The following is a 20,065-nucleotide window of genomic DNA, read 5'->3' on the forward strand; positions in this document are numbered from 1 at the left end:
CCGGATCTTCGAATCAATGCGAAAACTCCGACGCGTTCAGGGTACCTTTTTTAACTTGGATAAAGTAGGATACGCCTTCCGTTCGGAAGTAAACATTAAGCTGTTCTTCCGTATAAATCCTCGAGGACGTTACGGAGAAGCGGCCTGTCTCATCGGTTTGAACCGGGATCTTCTCGAGTTCGCCGAGGCTCTGCCCCTCTTCGCTGCGCTCGTCTACCTGAATGTCCAACTGCCGGTTCGCTTGATCGCGGAACTGTCCTTCCACCCGCAGCGTCCCGTCCGCCCGGAATTCGGCAATCAGCGTTTTCTCGCCGAGTTCCGGCTTCGCATACACTTCGGGGAACAGATCTTCCGGCAGTTTCTCCTTCGGCGTGACCGAAGACGGTGCGCCGGTCAGCTGCTTCATTCCCGACTGCAGCTTCATCAAAATGGCGGCCGCCTGTGCGCGGGTAACAAGATCATTGGAGCCGAAGCTCCAGCTCTGATTGCCCAACGTTCCGCGCATGTAATCCCGGACCAGCACGTAGTTCACCGCATAAGGAAAATCGAAGTTCACTCCGTCTCCCGAAGCGATCAACCCGGCTGCACGGTAGCGGTTGATCGGCTGGTCCCGGAAATCCTTTTTGCCGGGACGCGCGCTGAACAGCAGCAGCCCGCGGTCCTTCGCTACCCGGTAGGCTCCCTCTGCCCAGTGTGTCTTCTTCTTGGAGGCATACGCTTCGTAGTCGATTTTGTAGGCGCGCATCAGCATGGTCAGGAACTGCGCTTCGGTGACGGAGTCTTCCGGGCGGAAGTTTCCGTTTGCGTCCGCCGAGGCAACGCCCCTGCGCAGCGCCCACTCGATCGCTTCCCGATCGGAGCGTCCGGCAATGTCTTTGACTTTAACCGGATCGATGGCCGGATAACTTTTGCTTTTGAGCGGCTCGAATACTTTGACCGGCACAGTGTCGCGTACCGAGCCCGAGCTCAGTGTCACCTTATAGCTGCCGGGTTTGACCGCTTCAAGCACGCCGTCCGCAGAGACTTTCAGCCCGGCAGGCGAACTGCTGGAGTAGGAAGCGGAAGTCTTCGGCGAACCGGATGTTCCGTCGTTATACCGGGCAGTAACCTGCAGAGGCAGCTTTCCGCCCGGATTAAGCACCAGCTCGTCGTACTGCGCCGACAATCCTTCAATGGTCCGTCCTTTTCCGGTTGTGAACGACCAGGCTGCGCTGCGGGGCTGGGGTTCGCCCTTCACCGTATAATCGAGCTTTACGGTGTAGAGGCTGTACCCGTCCAGAATATCTTTCGGATACAGGTAGAGCGTGTCGGACTGAAGTTCGCTGTAAAAAGGAACCTCTTGTCCCTTGGAATTCCTAATATCCGCCTTGAACGACTCGATCTTCTGACCGGACGAAGCGGAGATGATGCCGCCGGAATATTCAACTCCCAAACGATCGAGCGGATTCGGAATTTCGTGCCCGTAGAAGCCGATGGCGGCACCTGTCATACCGTCGTACGGATAGACTTTGACTTCCGGATCGGCCGAGCGATATCCCGAAAATCCGGGGTTCATGACTGCCGTGCCTTCCTGAAGACCGATTCCGACCACTTTGTATTTGCCGTCCAAGATGATCTTGCGATGATACGCGGTACCCAGCCAGGCGTCGATCGCGTCCCGGGTCGTCTCCTGTTGGAAAGCCATAACCTCTCCAATTCCCCATGACATTCCCACATCCGACCAGCCGGCCGCCTTGGCACGATCCTGGGACGAACTGCCCGTGAAGCCCTCGGTTCCCTGCGTCTCGCTATGAGCCGACAAGCCTTCAAAATGATGCCGATTGTAGTAGGCCGCATGCGACTGCGATGCCTGGGTCAGTCTCGGATCCAATTCCAACGGGCCTACGCCCACTTTTGCCCGAATCTCGTTCAGGTAAGCCAATCCGTCCAGCTGATCTTGGGTGTAGCTCCCCTGCTGGATTTCGGCGGCCGATACCGGCTTGACCGGATACGCCGTCGTGCCGGCCGTTCCTGCGATCAGAGCCGCTAAGAGAGCCGCTGCCCATTTCCGGCCGATCATCCCCCGATTACCGGTCCGTTCTTTCCTGTCCCCTGCGTTTGCTCTCATCCTGGTTCTCCCCTCGTTAATACCTTTGCGTATTTTACTGGCTAACTTTCTTGCAGCTTCAAGAAATTCTCCCTGTCCCTATATTTCTCCTGCTTTGCGCCTAACAAAAAGCTTCGGGCATCTTGTTTGCCCGAAGCTTTTTCCCAATCCTCACACGCCCGACACGGCACCCGCTCCGCGTTTGCGCCGCACATTCTTCATCACGAACCGGCTCTCCGGCAGGGCCGGCATCCGTGACAGGCTGAGGCCCAGATCCTGCTCCGGCACCTCGTACTCCAGACGGTTCGCCATAAATTCCAGACTTACCGCCATGGCGTCGATCGTCAGCCATTCGCCCGCGCAGCGATGCCCGCCCCGGTGGTCGCCTCCGCCCTGCGGAATCAGATCGAACGGGCTGCCGCTCCAATGTTCGAACCGTTCCGGCCTGAACGTGTCCGGCTCCTCCCACAGCTTGGGATCATGCGTCGTACCGTAGATGTCGAGCAGCACCATCGTGCCTTCCTCGAACTCGTGGCCCTGCCACGTAAAGTCGTGGATGACCGAAGCGCCAAGGAACGGCGTAAACGGATAATACCGCCGCGTTTCCTGCACGAACCACTGCCGGTACTTCCCTTCGTCCGCAGCAAGCTTGACCCGGTATTCCGGATGTTCGTGCAGCGCAATCGCGCTGAACACGACGTAGCGTCCAATCGCCACGATCGGACGAACGATGTTAATCAGCTCGATCGCCGCCATCCGGGCGTCCAGCTCGCGATCCTGCAGATCGCGGTGGAACGCCATCGCATAAGCGGCCGTGTCTTCCGGAGCCTTCACCTCGCCGGCGCGCAGGTCAAGAATGTAGCCTTCGAGCCAGTCTTCGGTCCGCCTGCGCGCCCGGCGTCCGGCCGCATGGCGGGGACCGACCGCTCCGAACGCTTCCACCATATCGCCCATATCGTCGGCCCGCTGCCGTGCCGTCTCTTCTTCGACCGGCACCCCGGCCCAGCGGCACGCCGCGCGGTACAGCAGTTCCTGCGATTCGCCGAACAGTTCGAGTTCTTCGAGCTGTTCCCATCTGTGGGCTGCCGCTTCCCACTCCTGCGCCAACAGCTCCATGAAGACGTCCAGGCGCTCCCGCGACATCAGCGACATGAACAGCGCTTTGCGGTGCCGGTGCGCGTCGCCGTCCAGCGTCTGGATCGCGTCCACGCCGAACAGCGATTTCTGGATCCGTTTGGGGATCGCGCCGGAACGCTTGAATTTCGAAGTATCGTAGAACAGTTCGGCCGCTTCCTTGCCGCCGATGCAGATCGCTTTTTGCCCAAGCAGTCGGGTCTGGAAAATATCCGAGTCCATTTCCCGGCGCCGTTTGAAAATAAAGTCGTATCCGTCTTTGAGCAGAGCGAGGCTGTTATCCAGCGTATGCTCCTGCGGGGTTGGTTCGTTTTGCGTCATATCCGCCAAATCCTCCTTCGTTTGTCGACCTTTTCACGCTAATCATTACCTCATCCCCCCTAAAAGAAAACGCGAAAAACACAAATCCCGCCTAATCGGTGTGAAACAAAACGCTGCAGCGGACGATAACATAGGTAGCTGGAATTCCGGCGCCTTCACCGCTTTGCGATTTTTTACACTCACCGAGAAAGAAGGGAAAAACTGTTATGCCGTCCAAATTCGAAAGACATTCTTCCATGCTCATTTTTTACACGCTTGAATCGCTGCTTATCTCCTTGTATCCGATCTTTGTGATTCTGTGGCTGACCGGACTTGTGTCCCTATCCAGCATGCTTGCCGTCTTGGGAATCAACTCTGTTTTGATCCCCGCCTATTACGCTCTCTACAAAGGCACGGCCGGACGGGAATGGGGAAAATATACGCTAGTGCTGGGCTGCTTTGTTGTCGGCAGCATCCTGTTCCTCTTTATCCCGAGCGGCGTCATCTGGGTGGCCCCGTTTATCTATGTGACCCTGTCGCTGGTCTATCTCTCCAAACCGGTTGTCGTCCTGGCCACGATTGTCGGGGTACTATCTCTGACATTCCAGCTGTTCGTTAACCCTTACGTCCCGACTTACGGCGCGTTCGATTATGCGGTCATGTATATCGTCATGGTCATGATCGGCGCCTGCAGCTACGCGGTATGCGTGCTCGGCCGCAATATGCTGGAAGAATCGGCCCGGCAGCAGCGGATGATCGAAGAGCTGCTCGGCGAAGTGGACCGTTCCTCGAACGAATTGAAAAGCTTTGGCGAATCGGTGGCAGCGGGAGCGGGCGAGACGAGCCGGATCGCCGAAGAAGCCGCGGGCAGCTTCGCCGAAATCTCCAAAGGCATCGAAATCCAGGCCGAAAATATTCAGGAAATCAATGAAGCGATGATCCAGTCGGGCGACAATATCGCGCGGATCCGGCGGGAAACGGACGAAATGAACGAATTGTCGCTCAGCACGACCCGACTGACCGAAGAAGGCAGCCTCAAAGCCCACGAACTTCGGGGCGACATGTCGCGTGTGCGCGGCAGCATGAGCGAGACGGCGTCGCAGGTCGGTCTGCTGAACCGCTACGCCGAAGAAGCGCAGGCGATTCTGACCGCTATCACGGAAATTGCCAACCAGACCAATCTCTTGTCGCTGAACGCGAGTATCGAAGCGGCTCGTGCAGGCGAGCAGGGACGGGGCTTTGCGGTAGTGGCCGGCGAAATCCGCAGTCTGTCGGGCAACGTGCAGACTTCGGCTGCCGATATTGCCGGACTGCTGCAGCAGATCCGCAGCCAGACGGGCATCGTAGCAGATTCTGTCCGACTGAACGAATCGACGATCGAAGAATTGGAGAGCCGGACGTACGAGACGGGCGAGCTGTTCGAACGGATCACGCAGGACGCGGCGAACGTGCTGTCCAAATCGGCCGAAATCAGCGGCAATATCGACAGTCTGCAGGAATTCAACGGAGGCATTGCCGGCCAGGTCTCCGACTTCTCGGCGATCAGCGAGCAGACGTCGGCCTCGGTGGAACTTGCCGCAAGCGGCGTTTATCGCCAGCGCGATTCCGTGCGGCAGATCTCCGACAGTGTCACGCAGCTCGACGGCATGATCGAAGCGCTGCGCGATCTGACCCGTCTGGGCGGCAGGGAAGAATCCCAGGCCCAAATATCCTGAAGTATCCTTTTAGAACTGCAAACACTACGACAAAAAAAGCGGCAGGGACGCCTTAGCGTTCCTGCCGCTTTTTGTTGTACCTTTTTGCCGCCCGCAGCGCTTTGCCTACCCTGCGGCGGAATGTTGTTCCACTCTCACTTTTGCGCTTACTTTTCTTCGACTTTCGCCAGATCCGCCAGCCGGATATCCCGAATATCGTTGACGATCAAGTCGGCGCGCGACAGGTCCTGGTTGCCGGAATTCGGATTCACGAATCCGATACAGTGCATACCGGCCGCTTTCGCGGCGGCGATGCCGTGCCGGGCATCTTCCAGCACGACGCAGCGCGACGGATCGGCGCCGAGCAGTTCGGCCGCACGCAGATAGACGTCCGGCGACGGCTTGCCCCGGGGCACTTCTTCGCTGCTGACGACAAAGTCGAACTCGCCCTGCAGCCCGAACTTCTCCAGCACCGCTTCAATGAACACACGCGGCGAAGAAGACGCGATCGCGCGCGGAATGCCGCCGCTCTGAAGCTCGGCGATCAGCTCCCGGATCCCTTCGATCGGCTGCATCTGCGCGGCTTTCAGCACACCGATCTTGATCCCCAGCTGGTATTCGATAATTTCTTCCACCGTCTGGCTCATCCCGTATTCGCCGCGCAGGATAGACCAGAATTCGGGATTGGTCATCCCGACGTATCCTTCCAGCTGTTCCTGCGTAATCGAATACCCGTAATACTCCAGTACCTGCCGGTCTACGTCAAAATGCAGCGGTTCGCTGTCGATAATGACGCCGTCCATGTCGAAAATAAACGCTTCAATCATCCTTCTTCTCCTCCTCGTCTCATCTCTTCCTTTCCACCTTAACCGGGGATTCCCCTTTTCGCAAATTCTTCATCGTTTCGACAATTGCCCTCGGTCCATACAGTACGTATAATATTTCACATGGGTAAGTGTTTTGAAAATGGGTTATTTAAATTTGAAATCCGATCGGGAAGGACTTGAAACCCTTATGAGATTTTCTATCGGGATGCGGAATATCAAAACGGCCGTTGCCGTGCTTCTCTGCGTACTGATTTCTTTTGCCCTCAAACTCGAATATCCTTTCTATGCGGCGATCGCCACCGTCATTGCCATGGAAAGTTCGATCACGAGCTCCTACACGGCAGGCAAAAACCGCACGATGGGCACGCTGGTCGGCGCCGCTTTCGGGGCTTTGTTCGCTTTTATCGAGCCTCATAACGCCTATCTGTCGGCACTTGGCATCGTCTGCGTCATCGCCGTCTGCAACCTGCTGAAATGGAACAAATCCGTCTCGATTGCCTGCATCGTGTTCCTGGCGATCATGCTGAACCTGCGCGACGGAGAACCGGCTTTCGCCTACGCGCTGCACCGGGTGCTCGATACGCTGCTCGGGATCGGCGTGGCGGTTCTGGTCAACTATTTCCTGATTCCGCCCAAACACGACCGCAATCTGGAAAGATCCCGCTTGGCGGTACGCCGGCATCTGAGTACCCTTGCGCACCGACTGCTGCGGCAGGGCGGAGGCGTGCATATCAGTCCGCTCAAAAAAGACCTGGCCGAGCTGCAAAAATTTTGCGACACCTATAAAGAAGAATTCGATCTGGTCCAAAACAAAAATCACAATCTGGTCTCGCGTATCGAACAGGAACTGGACGTTTACCGCAATACGTATTCGCATATGCGCATGATCCGGCTGCTGACCGATGACGATCCGGAAGGCGTGGCGAGTCTCGGAACGAGCCTGCTGCAGACCTCGAACCAGAAAGCCGACAGCGCTTTGTCCGCAGGGTCGCAGGCGGTTATCTACCGCTACCACGTCGCGTGTATTCTCGGCGAACTGCAGACCCTTGGACTTGTCGTGCCGACGGATATCCTCTATCCGTTCGAAGCGGCCTCCGGCGCGGAAGCTCCGGCAGACACAGCCGCCGAATCGCCAAGCGGGCTTCCGGGCGACAACACGCAGCCCGAACGGCCTTATTCGGCAGCGGGCCGCTCCTGACACCGGCACGTCCGCCGATTCACGCCGGGCGGCCCGTTCTTGCTTTTCAGCTGCAAAAAAGCGTTCCGGGGATTGGTTCCCGGAACGCTTTTTTATTCATGCTGATATTTATTCATGCTGATATGCGTTTGATCGTTTATTTTATGCGTCGGATCTTCTACCGGCATGTTCCAGCTTACCGATACTGCCGCATAAACCGCTCCATCAGATACGTAAACGGTTCGTTGTAGTAGCTTGGGAAGTATATATCGCTGCCGTGGGTACCAAACGGCATCTCGACCAGGGCGACCTTGTCGCTGCCCGCTTCCCGGTAAGCCTGGGCAAAATCGCGGGCCACCTGGACGTCTACGATCCCGTCGTTTACACCCTGGTAGATCAGGGCGGGAGGACTATCGGCAGTCACCAGCAGGGACGGATCGGACAATCCGTCCGCTCCTCCAATGCCCAGATCTTTCGCCAGTCCGTTCGCCGGATAATACGGAATGATGCCTTTGACCGTCATGCCGGGATCAAACAGAGCTTTGAATTCCGGATTGGCCGGAGCGAGGCCCGCCGCGGCCGCGAGCTGTCCGCCGGCCGAACCTCCGGAGAAGAACACGGACTTTGTATTGGCTCCGTACTCGTCCGCATGCTCAACCATATAAGTCGTGAACAGACCGATATGCCGCACCATGTCGCCGATATCGAAATCGCCGACCACCTGCTCGGGCACGACCGCCGATTCCACGAATTTCTTCGTATTGCTCAGACCGTACTGCACGTCGAAGACGACATAACCGCGCGAGGCGAAGTATTTGTTCATCTGCGCATAGTTGCCGGCCCCTTTATCTCCGATCGTCCAGCCGCCGCCGTGGACGCGGATCAGCACGGAGTTTTGCCCCGGCAGATTCTTCGCGTCGGCCGGCGGCATGTACACGTCGAAAGCCAGCTTCCTGCCGGCGTCTTTGCCTTCGGTTCCTTCATAGTAGACGATGTCCGTCTTCACCCGGTAATCGCCCGTTCGGGCGCCATAGAAATAATCCGGCAGCAAAAACGCACTGCGCATCATTGCGTCGTCTTCCATCTTCGTCGGATCTTCGCCGAAAGCCTGGGTGTAGGCTTCCTGCCCTTCGTTGACGATTTTGGGCGCGGAAGCGAGCGGAAGCGCACAGACGAGCAGAATCAGCAGTCCTGTAAGACGGACCGCGCCCCGAAATGTCGAACGCCAGAATCCTTTTTTGCTTCCGTACATCTTGACCAGCAGCGCCGCCGCTCCCAGGAACATCAATCCGAAGAACAGGGCATACTCCGGCAGAATGACTTCCAGCAGGCCCGGATCGACGCCGCCCAACAAAATGGCGCACAAATACAGGCCAAGCACAAGATTCAGCAGAAACCAAACGGTCAGCAGGCCTTTGAGTATACGGCGCAGACGTCCGCCTCCTCCGCCGGTTCCGTAAGGCGAATATCCGCGCGTACGACCGTCTTCCTTTTCCAGAGTTCCGTTTTGCAGGCGCAGGAATGCGATGACGGCTCCGTAAGCGAACAGCGCCAGCATAATCACGGTCGATATCACGCTGCGCGAATCGGTATCGCCCGGCGAAGACGAAGACACCGTATTCCATACCGGCACAGCCGCAAGTCCAAGCACGTGCAGCGCCAGATAGCCGTATTCCCAACCTCTATGTACGCCCCGACCCATTGCAATATGCAGATTTCCTAGCAGGGTCAGCAGCAGCAGGACTCCGTACAGATTCCATCCGCTTCCGGGAGCGTCGGCAAACCCGTAAATGACTCCTGACAGCAGCGATGCCAGATTGCCCGCCAGCAGCAGCGCCGTGCCGGCCGTTCGAAGCCGGAACCGGCTCGGGCCTCTTCCATATCCCATTTTGAATCCTCTCCTCTTGTATATTCTCTTTCGTATCCTATTATTATTGACAGAATTTGTCGAATCTCTTCAAATGGTGTCACGAAACCTCCCATTCCTGCAAAAATAAATAAGACTTGAAGCATTCCCATAAACAATTGCTTGTTTTTTGACGATAATGACGACGTGAATATTTTATTCCATTCAAATTCAAGGGAGGTTGGGATAAACGGAAAGCCGGATCATGTTCCTTCGCTCGGAACTTGCCGGATCGAGTACCCTCGTATCAAATGTTCGGACATCGTAGAAAATGGAGATGAGCGCGTGAAGCAAACAAAACTATCCAGAATATTGATCTGCCTATTAATCTTCTCTTTCCTGTTGGGTACCTCGAATATCCCTTTGGCTTCCGTTCGCGCGGAAGAAACGGAATCTTCCGCAGCCGCACCCAAAGCTTCCGAACCCGGATTCTCGGCGCAGAGCGTCACGCAGAACGTCTACTCCGTTAATCCAATCGCGGAAGACCAATTCGAATCTCCGGGGCAGCCGACTTCCGATCTGTACGCTCGCGGAATCGGCGTTACGGAAATGGACAATACCAACGGCCAGTGGCAGTATTTCAACGGACAAGTCTGGTATTCCCTCGAAAATCCGGATACAATCTTCGTGCTCGGCGGTAATGTCCCGATCCGCTTCGTCCCGAAAGCCGATTGGAACGGCACGGCGCAGATCAAATACCGGGACTGGCTGGCCGATCCCGACGGAACCAACCAGAACTGGACCGATCCAAATGCCAAGTACGAACAGGTGCCGAACGACTTCGGCAGCGAAGTGAAAACGGCGCAGATTACGGTCACGCCGGTCAACGACACTCCGTTCGTAACGGAAGTCGGCGGTTCGTTCTACTACGATCTGGACGGCGGCAGCTACGCTACCATTCCCGATCTCGGACTGTATGACAATTCGTTTACGTTCGAGAGCTGGGTATATCCGACCAGCAGCCCGACCTGGGCGCGCTTTTTTGAAAGTGCTTATGGCCCGGATAACTTCAACGTCTTTTTCGGTTTTGAAAGCAACAGCGGCAGAGTGATCTTTACCGCTCTTCCCCAAAAAGGCACACGCACGAAACAGTACGACGTCATTACCAAGGAAGTCCTTTCCCTGAACAAATGGACGCATGTATCCCTGGTGTACAATCATGTCCAGAAGACGGCCTCCATTTATTGGGACGGAGTGTTGAAAGCTTCGGGGCCGGCCGATCTGACCCAAATGGCGAATGCCGCCAGCCAGAACGGAGGAGCTCCGAGACCGGTCAACTATATCGGCGAGAGCGCCTGGAGCCAGGATGCCAACTATACCGGCGGCATCAAAGACGTTCGCTTCTGGAACAAAGCCAAGAGCGCAAGCGAAATCGCCGGCGAAATGGGCGTTCAACTGAGCGGCAGCGAGTCGAACCTTGCGGCGCTGTACCGGTTCAATAACCCGGCAGACCAAGCTGTCGCTAAGGATTACTCCCCGAACGGAAGAAACGGCAGCATTATCAACGGCAAATGGAATTCAAGCAAAGGCTTCAATTACGGAGTGGCTACGACAGTGAACGCGCCGGTCACCAAGATCTTCATGGCCAACGAAGTCGACGGCGAACCTGTAACCGTTAAAATCGCTTCTTCGAATCAAACGTTGATCCCGGACGGAAATCTGGCGATCAGCGGAGACGGCCCGCAGAAAAGCCTGCTGCTGACTCCGGCTCTCGACAAGTCCGGTACAGCGCAAATCATAGTCACCCTCGACGACGGCCGGGGACTTAAAGACAGCGTAAGCACAAGCAGTTTCGTATTCAACGTCGTCGCCGGAAAATACGAACTGCTGTCCGTCAAGCCTTCGGTCGGTGTCATGGAACCTTCGTTCAGCCGAACGATCGCGTACAACAAAGTGCATGTTCCCAACAAAACCAACGGCAATCCCAACAACGATATTACAGTCGGCGTAACCGCGGCCAATCCGAACGATGTGTGGGTGACGGCTTCCGCCGCTAACGGCAGCGGCGTGAAAGTAACCGGTTCTTATCCGACCTTCACGGTAAGCGGTCTGGCCGTCGGCACGTACAAAAAGGTCACGATCCGCGTGGCCGACAAGAATGGTTCGGGCTTCAAGGAATATGTGCTGGATCTGATCCGTTACCCGGGCAATGATGCGGATCTTGCCACCGTAAATGGCCTTGCCCTGTTCAACGGAACAATTCCCGTTCCGCTGGCACCGGTCTACAATGCCAATACGCCGAACTATACGGCCGAAGTCGAAGGCAGCGTGGAAAGCCTCAAAGTCGATATTGAAAAATCCGGCCCGTTCTCAAGCGTACAGCTTAACGGCAGCCCGATCGGTTCGGCAGGCGAGCTCAAAGCGAGCGGAACGGTCGGGCTGAAGCCCGGCCGCAACACGCTGACGGTTCAAGTCACGGCGGAAGACGGAAGAACGGTCAAGACGTATACCGTAATCGTTATCCGCAAACTTTCCGCCGACGCGAGACTGACTTCCCTGACGACCCAGCCGGCAGGATTGTCTCCCGCTTTTGACAGCAACAAAGGCGATTACGCGCTGAGTGTGCCTTACAGCTCGGTTCGTACCGTCTTCACTCCGACCGCCGTGCAGGGAGCTTCGATCCGAGTCAACGGCATCGAGCATGCGAGCGGAACGCCGTTCACGGCGGAGAATCTGATCAGCGGCAGCAATTACTTCAATATCGAAGTTACGGCCCAGGACGGCGTCACTTCGAGACTGTACAAACTGCTGATTGTCAAAGCGCCTTCGGACGTCGCCGATCTGGCCAACCTGGCCGTCGAACCGGGAACACTGTCTCCCGCATTCACGAATGCGAATACGGCTTACAGCGTTCATGTGCCGAATTCGGTGTCCCATCTCGATCTGACCGCCATGCTGTCCGATACCTCGGCTTCTCTGACCGTCGACGGAGCGCCGCATAAGAGCGGTACCCCTTACGGCAAGACGCTGCGGGTCGGCTTGAACACGGTCACCGTCAAAGTCACTTCGGAGAGCAAAACCCGCGAGAAAACGACGCTGGTCACGATTATGCGGGAAGCTTCTTCCAACGCCGATCTGAAAGCTCTGGATGTCTCGGCAGGCACCCTGTCTCCTGTATTCAACCGCAGCCAGACCCAATACGCGGTCACGGTGGAAAATGAAGTGTCGCAGCTGGGTCTTATACCGGCAGCCGACGATGACAATGCCCAGCTCTCCCTGAACGGCCTGCCGGTAGAAAACGGCACCGTCCAGACTGTTCAACTTCAAACCGGCATCAACACGGTCAACGTCACCGTCACGGCCCAGGATGGAAGAACGGTCAAGACGTACACGGTGACGGTTGTACGAAAAGCTTCGTCCAATGCCGATCTGGCCAATATTTTCCTGAACGGACGAACACTGAGCGGAGGATTCGATCCGTCCACTTCGACCTACTACGAATATGTAGCCAACAACGTCACGTCCCTGTCCGCTTCGGCGGTCACCGCCGATCCGAACGCCTCTTACACGATCGACGGACAATCGGTCAGCCGGGCTCCGGTCAATCTGGCCGTCGGCAAGACGGAGATCGTCTTTGTCACCCTTGCCCAAGATGGCCAAACGAGCAAGGCGTATACCGTTAATATCGTTCGTGCCCCTTCCGGCAATGCAAATCTGGCTCAGCTGTCGCTGACGGACGACCAGGAAGAAACGGTCACTCTTTCTCCGGACTTCGCACCGGATACTTTCCTGTACGGCGCCTCGGTTGAGAGCGGGGTCAACACCGTCACCTTGGGCGTAACCGTCCAGGACGAAAATGCGGGAGAGAGCGTCTTGGTGAACGGCATGCCGGTTGAAAAACCTTATGTGCTGACTCCGCAGATCGGATTGAACGTCATCGAAGTGTATGCGATTGCGCAGGATGGCAGCATGCAGCGCTACACGATCAATCTGATCAAAAATCCGAATACGGACGCTACACTGCGCAATCTGCAGCTCGGCCCGAATATTCCGGACCTGTCCCCGGCTTTCTCGCCGGATACAGACGATTATGTGGTAAACGTAGCCAATAACATCGAGAATCTCGTGTTCAACCCGACAGTCAACGCTGCGGGAGCGGCTTATGCCCTTACAAGAAACGGTCAGCCGGTTAACGACAGCGCCGAACTGGCGGAAGGCGACAACAAGTTTGTCGTTACCGTTACAGCGCCGGATGGCCTGACAACCAAGACTTACACGGTAACCGTATATCGCGAAGTCCTGCCGAAAGACGCTTCCCTGGATGCCCTTCAGGTGACCTCCGTTCGCGGAACCGAGCTGCTCGCACCGGAGTTCCCGGCCAAGCAGCAGGAGTACCGGGCAGACGTTCCTTACCCGGTAGCCAAAGCTGTAATCGAAGCCCTGCCAACCGATCTTCAGGCAAGAGTGACGATCAACGGGCTTGCCGCTTCGGGTGAAAAAGAAGTCCTTCTGGCGGAAGGCGACAACCGGTTCGAGATTCGCGTATTGGCACAGGATGGCAAAACAGAGCGTTTCTACACGCTGAATATTTTCCGCCACTACTCGTCCAAGAACGCCAATCTGATTCGGTTGACTCCGGGAACGGGCAGTCTGAAGCCAGGGTTTACGCCTGAAGAGACGCAGTACACGCTCGATGTCGCCCATGAAGTCGAAGCGATCGAATTGGACGCGGTACTGTCCGATCCCAAGACTGCGGCATCCAAGATCGTAGGCAAAGACGGCGCGTCGCTTGACCGCCTGCCGGAAGGCAGAAGCGAATTCAACATTGTCGTTCTGGCGGAAAACGGGACGATCAAAGTCTACACCCTTGTCGTAAACCGCGCCGCGGCGCCGGTTCCGACACCTAACCCGGACCCGACTCCGGTTCCGACGCCTAACCCGGACCCGACTCCGGCTCTGGCTCCGGCACCTAACCCGGTTCCGACTCCGGTTCCGGTAAAGGAAAAAGTCACGGTTCGGGTAGAAACCGGCGTCTTGAATCAAGGGCCGGTACTGACCCAACTGCCGATCGATCGTACAAGAGAAGCGGGCAGCGTCCGCGACATCGTAGCTCTCGACGAGCAGTACAGCACCGAAGCCTTGAAAAAGCTCGCCGAATCCGGCGGCAAAATCGCCCGTGTCGTTATTCCCGATGACAAGGACGAAGTCACCGATCAGCGTTTCAACGTGACAAAAGCCGCGATCAAAGCACTCGGCGGTGCGGACGTAGATATGGAACTCTTTACGGAAAACGTCAAGATCATCGTGCCGCAGACTTCGATGGATGCTTTCGACGAAGATGTCTTCTTCCATCTGGTTCCGATCAGAGTCGAATCGGAACGCCTTGCGGTAGAGAACCGGGCCCGAGTGGAACGGATCGTCCGTGAGGTCGCCCAAAACGACCAGATTGAAGTACTCGCCCGTCCGATGACGATCGAGACCAATATGCAGAGCCGTCCGGTTACCCTTGTACTTCCGCTTACCGGCGTCACTCTTCCGGCAAATGCCGCCGAAAGAGAATCATTCCTGGCCGATCTGGCGATCTTTATCGAACACAGCGACGGAGACAAAGAACTGATCCGCGCCAAAGTCGTCGATTACAAACCGGGATTGAAAGGTCTGGAATTCGGCGTCAACAAGTTCAGTACGTTTACGGTACTGAATATGAACGGCGCCGATCTGGACAGCCTGCTCGGCCCTGCCGGCGGCACGGCAGCGGACGGATCGAACGGTTCCGCAGCCGGAAACGTTCAGTCCCACACCGCTTATATCAAAGGCTTCACCGACGGTACGTTCAAGCCGAACCGTACCGTCAGCCGTTCCGAGATGGCCGCCATTTTGGCCCGTAATCTCGGATACTCGGCAGCCGGCGCTTCTTCCGGTTATCCCGACGTCAAGTCTTCGCACTGGGCAGCGGGAGAGATCGCTTTCGTCCGCAGCTCGGGTCTGATGGTCGGTGACCAACACGGCCTGTTCCGCCCGGATGCTCCGATCAGCCGCGGAGAAATGGCGGCTATCGCTTCCCGTTACAAGAAGCTTGATTCCGCCAAAGCGTCTGCATCATTCAAGGACACGGCAGGCCACTGGGCAGCCAATGAGATCGCCGCAGCCTATACGGCAGGCCTTCTGGACGGCTACACCGACGGCACTTATCGTCCGAATGTCCAGCTGGCACGCAGCGAAGCGGTCAAGATCGTCAACCGCCTGTTCGACCGCGGTCCGCTCTACGGCGTCTCGGCTCCAAGCTGGCCGGATGTGCCGGCTTCCCACTGGGCTTACGAAGAGGTCGAAGAAGCTTCGCGCAGCCACAACTTTACCCTCCGGCCGGAAGGCGGAGAGAACGTTCAACCTTAAGTGAAATTGCCGCTTCCGCGGCTCTGGATCAGACCCATGCAAGACAGGCCCGGCGCCTTCAGCGCCGGGCCTTTTTTTGATAAACCGAGACCGCCCACGGCTGTTTCTGTTCATTTCTCCCGTTCAAACACCGATAAGATTAAAAACGGATTGCAAATTAAACAAAACCCAGTATAATACTTGGTAATGGAAATCGAAGGAGCTGACTTTCTCAATGTCGATAGACGATTATCTGGATCTGTACAATTACGCCGGTTCGCTCGGCGATACGCAGTGGCAGGCGTCCCTGGCCGCTTCCCTGAGCGAAAAGCTCGCCGTCCCTCCCGTGTCCGAGGAAGAACTCGCTTTGGCTGCGCTGTGGGAACGTTTTGATCGGATCAACGAAGAACTGAAGACCCTGTTTATCGATATGCGTACCGGCTCCGTTCAAGCGGATCGGCTGCAGGAGCAGGTCTGGGCTCTCAAAATCGAACGCATCATCATCTCGCAGCGTATCCGTTCCCGTCATGTGCGGGTGTAGCCTCTACCGATGTCTACGTCGTTCCAGCGGGAAAAGGCGGGCAGTTGAAGGCATGTACGAACATGCCTTCAACTGCCCGCCTTTTCTGTGATCCGATCTTGCCTAAGCCCGCTTCGGAAATCTTACTTGGACATTTCCATTTCTTTGCGCATCATGGACATGCACGAAGTCATCATCTCGTCGCACTCCTGCATTTTTCTCATCATCATGTCCATATCCATACCCATGTCTTTCATGTTCATGCCTTCCATGCCGGACATTTTTTCCATACACATCTTCATCGTATTCATCTTGCTCGTCATTTCGTCCATGCACATCATCATCATCATTTCCATCGCCATCTTTTCCATCGTTTCGTCCTCCCCGGTTTAAGTTTCATTTAATCGTTCGAACCCAATCTGTAGTTACATACCCTGCCTATTTGCGCGGCAAACCGAATTTCGCGGAGATCAAAGACTTTCATCGCTTTTCGAAAAAATCCTATAAATGGTAATACCTCAAGTTATCGGATAGGGATTCGATCTTATGGACTGCCGCTTTGCGCGCTTCGTAAACCCAGGATCAAAATTATTTTCCGATCGTAAATCTTGCCTGCTTCCCCTCTTGCCGGGGCTCCGATAATGGTATGATCTGTCTAAGAAGACTTCAGACTCTGTATCGAAAAGGGGATTGCCATGTCTCAGCTCGCCGCTTCCAAACCGCCCCGCCGCACCCGCAAACGCGGAGCCGGCACGGGGCTGTTCCTGTCGCTTCCGGTTTTGTCCTGGGCGCTGTACGATTTTGCGAACACAATCTTCTCCTCCAATATCGTCACCATCTTTTTCCCGCTGTATTTGCAGCAGGTCCTCGGCGGAGACGCACGCATGGATCAGATCGCAAGCACGTTTATCAGCTACGCCAACGCCGCGGCAGGCCTGCTGCTCGTCATCTTCACTCCGCTGCTCGGCGTCTGGATGGACCGGACCGGCCGCAAAAAGGCGTTTCTCGTTCCGTTTGCGCTGGCCGCGATTGCCTGCACGTTCTTGATGGGCTTTGCCGCGTATACGGACAGTCCGTCGTCGCTGCTCGGCCTGCCGCTGTCGATCGTGATCGTCCTGATCTTCTTTACGGCCGCCAAATTTTTCTACAATTCCAGCCAGCTGTTCTACGATAATATGCTGCCCGATATCGCGACCGGTTCGCAGGTGCCGCTGATCTCCGGATTCGGCGTCGCGGTCGGTTATATCGGCACGCTGATGGGCCTCGTCGTCTATCTGATCGTGGGCAGCCGGGATTACCCGCTCGCTTTTGTGCTCACCGCCGCGCTGTTCCTGCTCTTCTCGCTGCCGATCATGCTTCTGTACAAAGAAAAAGCTCCGGTGCCCGCTCCTTCGGCGGCGGGGGCGAAGAAGTCCTTTTTCAGCGGCTACCGGGACATTTACGCGACGTTCAAGGAAGCCAAGCGGCACCGGGCCGTCTTCACCTTCATGGTCGCCTACTTCTTCTTCAACGACGCTGTCGCGACCGCCATCGCCATGATGAGCATCTACGCTACGGCCGTCATGGGCTTCAGTGCCGGACAGTTCATCCTGCTGTACCTGGTGGCGACGGTCTGGGCGATCATCGGCTCGTATGCGTTCGGCTTGATCACCCGGCGGATCGGCGGCAAAAAGTCGTCCGGACTCGTATCGCTCGTCTTGATCCTTGCGCTGATTCTGGCCGCCGCCGCGTTCTCCGATGCCGTCTTCTGGGCTGCGGCCTGCCTGTACGGCGTTGCGATGGGCTCGCTCTGGGTGACGTCGCGCACGATGATCGTCGAACTGTCTCCCCAAGACAAAAGAGGCCAGTTCTTCGGACTGTTCGCTTTCTCCGGCAAACTGTCTTCCGTACTGGGGCCGCTCGTCTACGGTTCCGTGACTTGGGCCCTCTCCGGTTACGGCACGCTGGCGAGCCGGGCCGCGCTGCTGTCACTGGTCGTGATGGCCGCCATCGGATTGATCGTGCTGCTGCGGGTCCCGTACACGAAACCTTCGGAAGAAGCGGAAGCGTAACGGTTCGGCGAACGAAAAACCGGATTGCCCACGCTCGAAGCTTTGCCTGCCGAACCTGCTTCTTCGTCAATCGTTTCACGTATTCGAAAAAGCCGAAATTCGCTCCGGTTCGCTGCGGATTTCGGCTTTTTCGCATCTCTTTTGCCCGAATCCGATTGAATATGTACCCGGGGGGTATTTTATACGTGGACGAACCAGTGTCGGCACCTGCGTACGGCACGGATTTTGTTAAAAGAATAAAGTTTGTTATAATAAGTAACTGTATAGCGGTTCCGCTGCCTGCGGAATACGCCGAATAGACGACGAGGAGGAATTTGAAATGACGACGAGTTTGACTGCAAAAGTAAAACTGAACAACGGCGTGGAAATGCCTTGGTTCGGTCTGGGTGTATGGCAGGTCCAAGACGGCGAGGAAGCCAAGGATTCCGTCAAAGCGGCAATCAAAGCCGGTTATATCGGAATCGACACCGCGGCGGCTTACAAGAACGAGAAAAGCGTGGGCGAAGCGATCCGGGAGTCCGGCGCCAACCGCGACGATCTGTTTATCACGTCCAAAGTATGGAACGGCGACCAGGGCTACGAGGAGACGCTGGCCGCTTTCGACGCCACGATGGAGAAATTGGGACTCGATGTCCTCGACCTCTATCTGATCCACTGGCCGGTACAGGGCAAATACAAAGACACTTGGCGCGCGATGGAAAAGCTGTACAAAGACGGACGGATCCGTTCGATCGGCGTCAGCAACTTCCAGCCGCATCATCTGGACGATCTGCTCGCGGACGCGGAAGTCGTGCCTGCGGTCAATCAGGTGGAATTCCACCCGCTGCTGACCCAGAACGAACTGCTGAACTACTGTGCGCAAAAAGGCATTCAGGTCGAAGCCTGGTCCCCGCTCGCACGCGGTCTGCTGTTCGACAACGAAGTCGTGACCGGCCTCGGCGACAAATACGGCAAATCCCCGGCGCAGATCCTGCTCCGCTGGGTACTCGACAAAGGCGTGGTCGTGCTGACCCGCTCCGTCAAAGAAAGCCGCATCATCGAAAACGCCGATCTGTTCGACTTCACGCTGACGCCGGAAGACGTGACCGCGCTTGAAGCGCTGAACAAGAACCAGCGTACCGGCGCGGATCCCGACAACTTCGATTTCTGATTCGGATTCCTCGAACGGACCCCGACTCTTAAGCGAAATGCCAAAGCCGTCTTCCATGGGGAGACGGCTTTTTGTAAACGGGGTTATTTCCCCGAAACGCGATTCATTAAAAATACGGGAGGGATATCCATGTCCACATTGACCAAAGCGATCGCGATCGCCGCCCGATGCCACGAAGGACAAACCGATAAAGGCGGTCGGCCTTACGTGTTCCATCCGCTGCGGCTGATGCTCAAAGCGCTCACCGAAGAAGAACAGATCGTCGCCGTGCTGCACGATACGATCGAGGACAGCGACCTGACGCTGGACGATCTGCGCAGGGAAGGCTTCTCCGACGAAATCGTCGAAGCCGTCGACCGCCTGTCGCGGCGGGAAGAAGAGAACTATCATGAATTCATTCTTCGGATCAAAGAAAATCGCCTGGCTTCAAGGGTCAAGATCCTCGATCTGCAGGACAATATGGATCTGACCCGGATCAAGAAACCTTCGGAAAAAGATCAAAAGCGGCTGGAAAAGTACAGCAAAGCGCTGGATACCCTGTTGTCGCACGATTTGTAAGGGGCCGAACAGGAAATGGACCGAAGGCCCGGATTCGCCTGCGGCAGAACGAACCTGTCGACCTGCCCGGCATAAATGGCAGATCTGCACCGCAGACAAGAAAAGCCCCAAGAACTTCAACGCAGTCGCGAAGTTCTTGGGGCTTTGGACATGTTCAGGCCGACTTGGACCGCGCTGACGCGAACCAAACGGTCCGACAATCGCGGGAAAGCCCCGTCTTCCCGGACACCGACGCAGCGCCCGATCGACAAGCCTGACCCGATCAGAGCCAGATTGCCGCCCGCCGCAATCCGGCCCAAGTGCCGATGATCCTTTGTTTCCCCTGCTGCATAATGGGTTTGATTCCTCCG

The 20,065-nt window shown here is 56.4% G+C and carries 13 protein-coding genes; 7 read left to right on the top strand and 6 right to left on the bottom strand.

Annotated elements, in window-relative coordinates; all coding sequences use genetic code 11:
* Window positions 1-13: 13 nt before the first annotated feature.
* Together HOP44_RS12330 and cypC are read right to left on the bottom strand one after the other, a co-directional pair.
* Window positions 14-2,107 (bottom strand): CAP and S-layer homology domain-containing protein, encoded by a 2,094-nt coding sequence (locus tag HOP44_RS12330; protein ID WP_172253755.1) that lies wholly within the window; start codon window positions 2,105-2,107, stop codon window positions 14-16.
* A 150-nt stretch (window positions 2,108-2,257) separates the two neighbouring features.
* Window positions 2,258-3,541, bottom strand: a complete 1,284-nt coding sequence (gene cypC / locus HOP44_RS12335; RefSeq protein WP_172253757.1) for a CYP152 family fatty-acid peroxygenase CypC — start codon at window positions 3,539-3,541, stop codon at window positions 2,258-2,260.
* Window positions 3,542-3,747: 206 nt separating this feature from the next.
* Between cypC and HOP44_RS12340 the strand changes: the two genes are divergently transcribed.
* Entirely contained in the window at window positions 3,748-5,235 is a 1,488-nt protein-coding gene (locus HOP44_RS12340) for a methyl-accepting chemotaxis protein (RefSeq protein ID WP_172253759.1), read from the top strand.
* Window positions 5,236-5,381: 146 nt separating this feature from the next.
* Here HOP44_RS12340 and HOP44_RS12345 read toward each other — a convergent pair whose 3' ends face one another.
* Entirely contained in the window at window positions 5,382-6,041 is a 660-nt protein-coding gene (locus HOP44_RS12345) for an HAD family hydrolase (RefSeq protein WP_172253760.1), read from the bottom strand.
* Between the two features lie 187 nt (window positions 6,042-6,228).
* Between HOP44_RS12345 and HOP44_RS12350 the strand changes: the two genes are divergently transcribed.
* Window positions 6,229-7,239: an FUSC family protein gene (locus HOP44_RS12350; protein WP_172253762.1), complete on the top strand. Its 1,011-nt coding sequence runs from the start codon at window positions 6,229-6,231 to the stop codon at window positions 7,237-7,239.
* 175 nt (window positions 7,240-7,414) lie between these two features.
* On the opposite strand, the gene HOP44_RS12355 is transcribed toward HOP44_RS12350, so the two are convergent.
* Entirely contained in the window at window positions 7,415-9,106 is a 1,692-nt protein-coding gene (locus tag HOP44_RS12355) for an alpha/beta hydrolase (RefSeq protein ID WP_172253764.1), read from the bottom strand.
* Window positions 9,107-9,409: 303 nt separating this feature from the next.
* On the opposite strand from HOP44_RS12355, the gene HOP44_RS12360 reads away from it, so the two are divergent.
* Window positions 9,410-15,457: a cadherin-like beta sandwich domain-containing protein gene (locus HOP44_RS12360; protein ID WP_172253766.1), complete on the top strand. Its 6,048-nt coding sequence runs from the start codon at window positions 9,410-9,412 to the stop codon at window positions 15,455-15,457.
* 214 nt (window positions 15,458-15,671) lie between these two features.
* Window positions 15,672-15,977: a hypothetical protein gene (locus HOP44_RS12365; RefSeq protein ID WP_172253768.1), complete on the top strand. Its 306-nt coding sequence runs from the start codon at window positions 15,672-15,674 to the stop codon at window positions 15,975-15,977.
* A gap of 122 nt (window positions 15,978-16,099) precedes the next feature.
* Here HOP44_RS12365 and HOP44_RS12370 read toward each other — a convergent pair whose 3' ends face one another.
* Window positions 16,100-16,327 carry a hypothetical protein gene (locus HOP44_RS12370; RefSeq protein WP_172199814.1) on the bottom strand — a complete coding sequence of 76 codons (228 nt, stop codon included), beginning with the start codon at window positions 16,325-16,327 and terminating at the stop codon, window positions 16,100-16,102.
* A gap of 324 nt (window positions 16,328-16,651) precedes the next feature.
* Here HOP44_RS12370 and HOP44_RS12375 point away from each other — a divergent pair, with 324 nt between their 5' ends.
* From HOP44_RS12375 to HOP44_RS12385, 3 genes are all read left to right on the top strand, one after another.
* Window positions 16,652-18,007, top strand: coding sequence for an MFS transporter (locus HOP44_RS12375; protein WP_172253770.1), 1,356 nt, complete (start codon window positions 16,652-16,654; stop codon window positions 18,005-18,007).
* Between the two features lie 319 nt (window positions 18,008-18,326).
* Window positions 18,327-19,157 (top strand): aldo/keto reductase, encoded by an 831-nt coding sequence (locus HOP44_RS12380; protein ID WP_172253772.1) that lies wholly within the window; start codon window positions 18,327-18,329, stop codon window positions 19,155-19,157.
* Window positions 19,158-19,286: 129 nt separating this feature from the next.
* Window positions 19,287-19,715: an HD domain-containing protein gene (locus tag HOP44_RS12385; protein ID WP_172253774.1), complete on the top strand. Its 429-nt coding sequence runs from the start codon at window positions 19,287-19,289 to the stop codon at window positions 19,713-19,715.
* Window positions 19,716-19,831: 116 nt separating this feature from the next.
* On the opposite strand, the gene HOP44_RS12390 is transcribed toward HOP44_RS12385, so the two are convergent.
* The gene (locus tag HOP44_RS12390; RefSeq protein WP_172253776.1) at window positions 19,832-20,014 is read right to left on the bottom strand and encodes a hypothetical protein; all 183 of its coding nucleotides are present in this window, start codon (window positions 20,012-20,014) and stop codon (window positions 19,832-19,834) included.
* Window positions 20,015-20,065: the final 51 nt, after the last annotated feature.

Source organism: Saccharibacillus deserti (assembly GCF_013618475.1).
Lineage (GTDB): Bacteria > Bacillota > Bacilli > Paenibacillales > Paenibacillaceae > Saccharibacillus > Saccharibacillus deserti.

Excerpts from the sequence above, each read along its gene's own strand:
- HOP44_RS12330 (WP_172253755.1), bottom strand. The coding sequence starts at position 2,107 with ATGAGAGCAAACGCAGGGGACAGGAAAGAACGGACCGGTAATCGGGGG.
- cypC (WP_172253757.1), bottom strand. The coding sequence starts at position 3,541 with ATGACGCAAAACGAACCAACCCCGCAGGAGCATACGCTGGATAACAGC.
- HOP44_RS12340 (WP_172253759.1), top strand. The coding sequence starts at position 3,748 with ATGCCGTCCAAATTCGAAAGACATTCTTCCATGCTCATTTTTTACACG.
- HOP44_RS12345 (WP_172253760.1), bottom strand. The coding sequence starts at position 6,041 with ATGATTGAAGCGTTTATTTTCGACATGGACGGCGTCATTATCGACAGC.
- HOP44_RS12350 (WP_172253762.1), top strand. The coding sequence starts at position 6,229 with ATGAGATTTTCTATCGGGATGCGGAATATCAAAACGGCCGTTGCCGTG.
- HOP44_RS12355 (WP_172253764.1), bottom strand. The coding sequence starts at position 9,106 with ATGGGATATGGAAGAGGCCCGAGCCGGTTCCGGCTTCGAACGGCCGGC.
- HOP44_RS12365 (WP_172253768.1), top strand. The coding sequence starts at position 15,672 with ATGTCGATAGACGATTATCTGGATCTGTACAATTACGCCGGTTCGCTC.
- HOP44_RS12370 (WP_172199814.1), bottom strand. The coding sequence starts at position 16,327 with ATGGAAAAGATGGCGATGGAAATGATGATGATGATGTGCATGGACGAA.
- HOP44_RS12375 (WP_172253770.1), top strand. The coding sequence starts at position 16,652 with ATGTCTCAGCTCGCCGCTTCCAAACCGCCCCGCCGCACCCGCAAACGC.
- HOP44_RS12380 (WP_172253772.1), top strand. The coding sequence starts at position 18,327 with ATGACGACGAGTTTGACTGCAAAAGTAAAACTGAACAACGGCGTGGAA.
- HOP44_RS12385 (WP_172253774.1), top strand. The coding sequence starts at position 19,287 with ATGTCCACATTGACCAAAGCGATCGCGATCGCCGCCCGATGCCACGAA.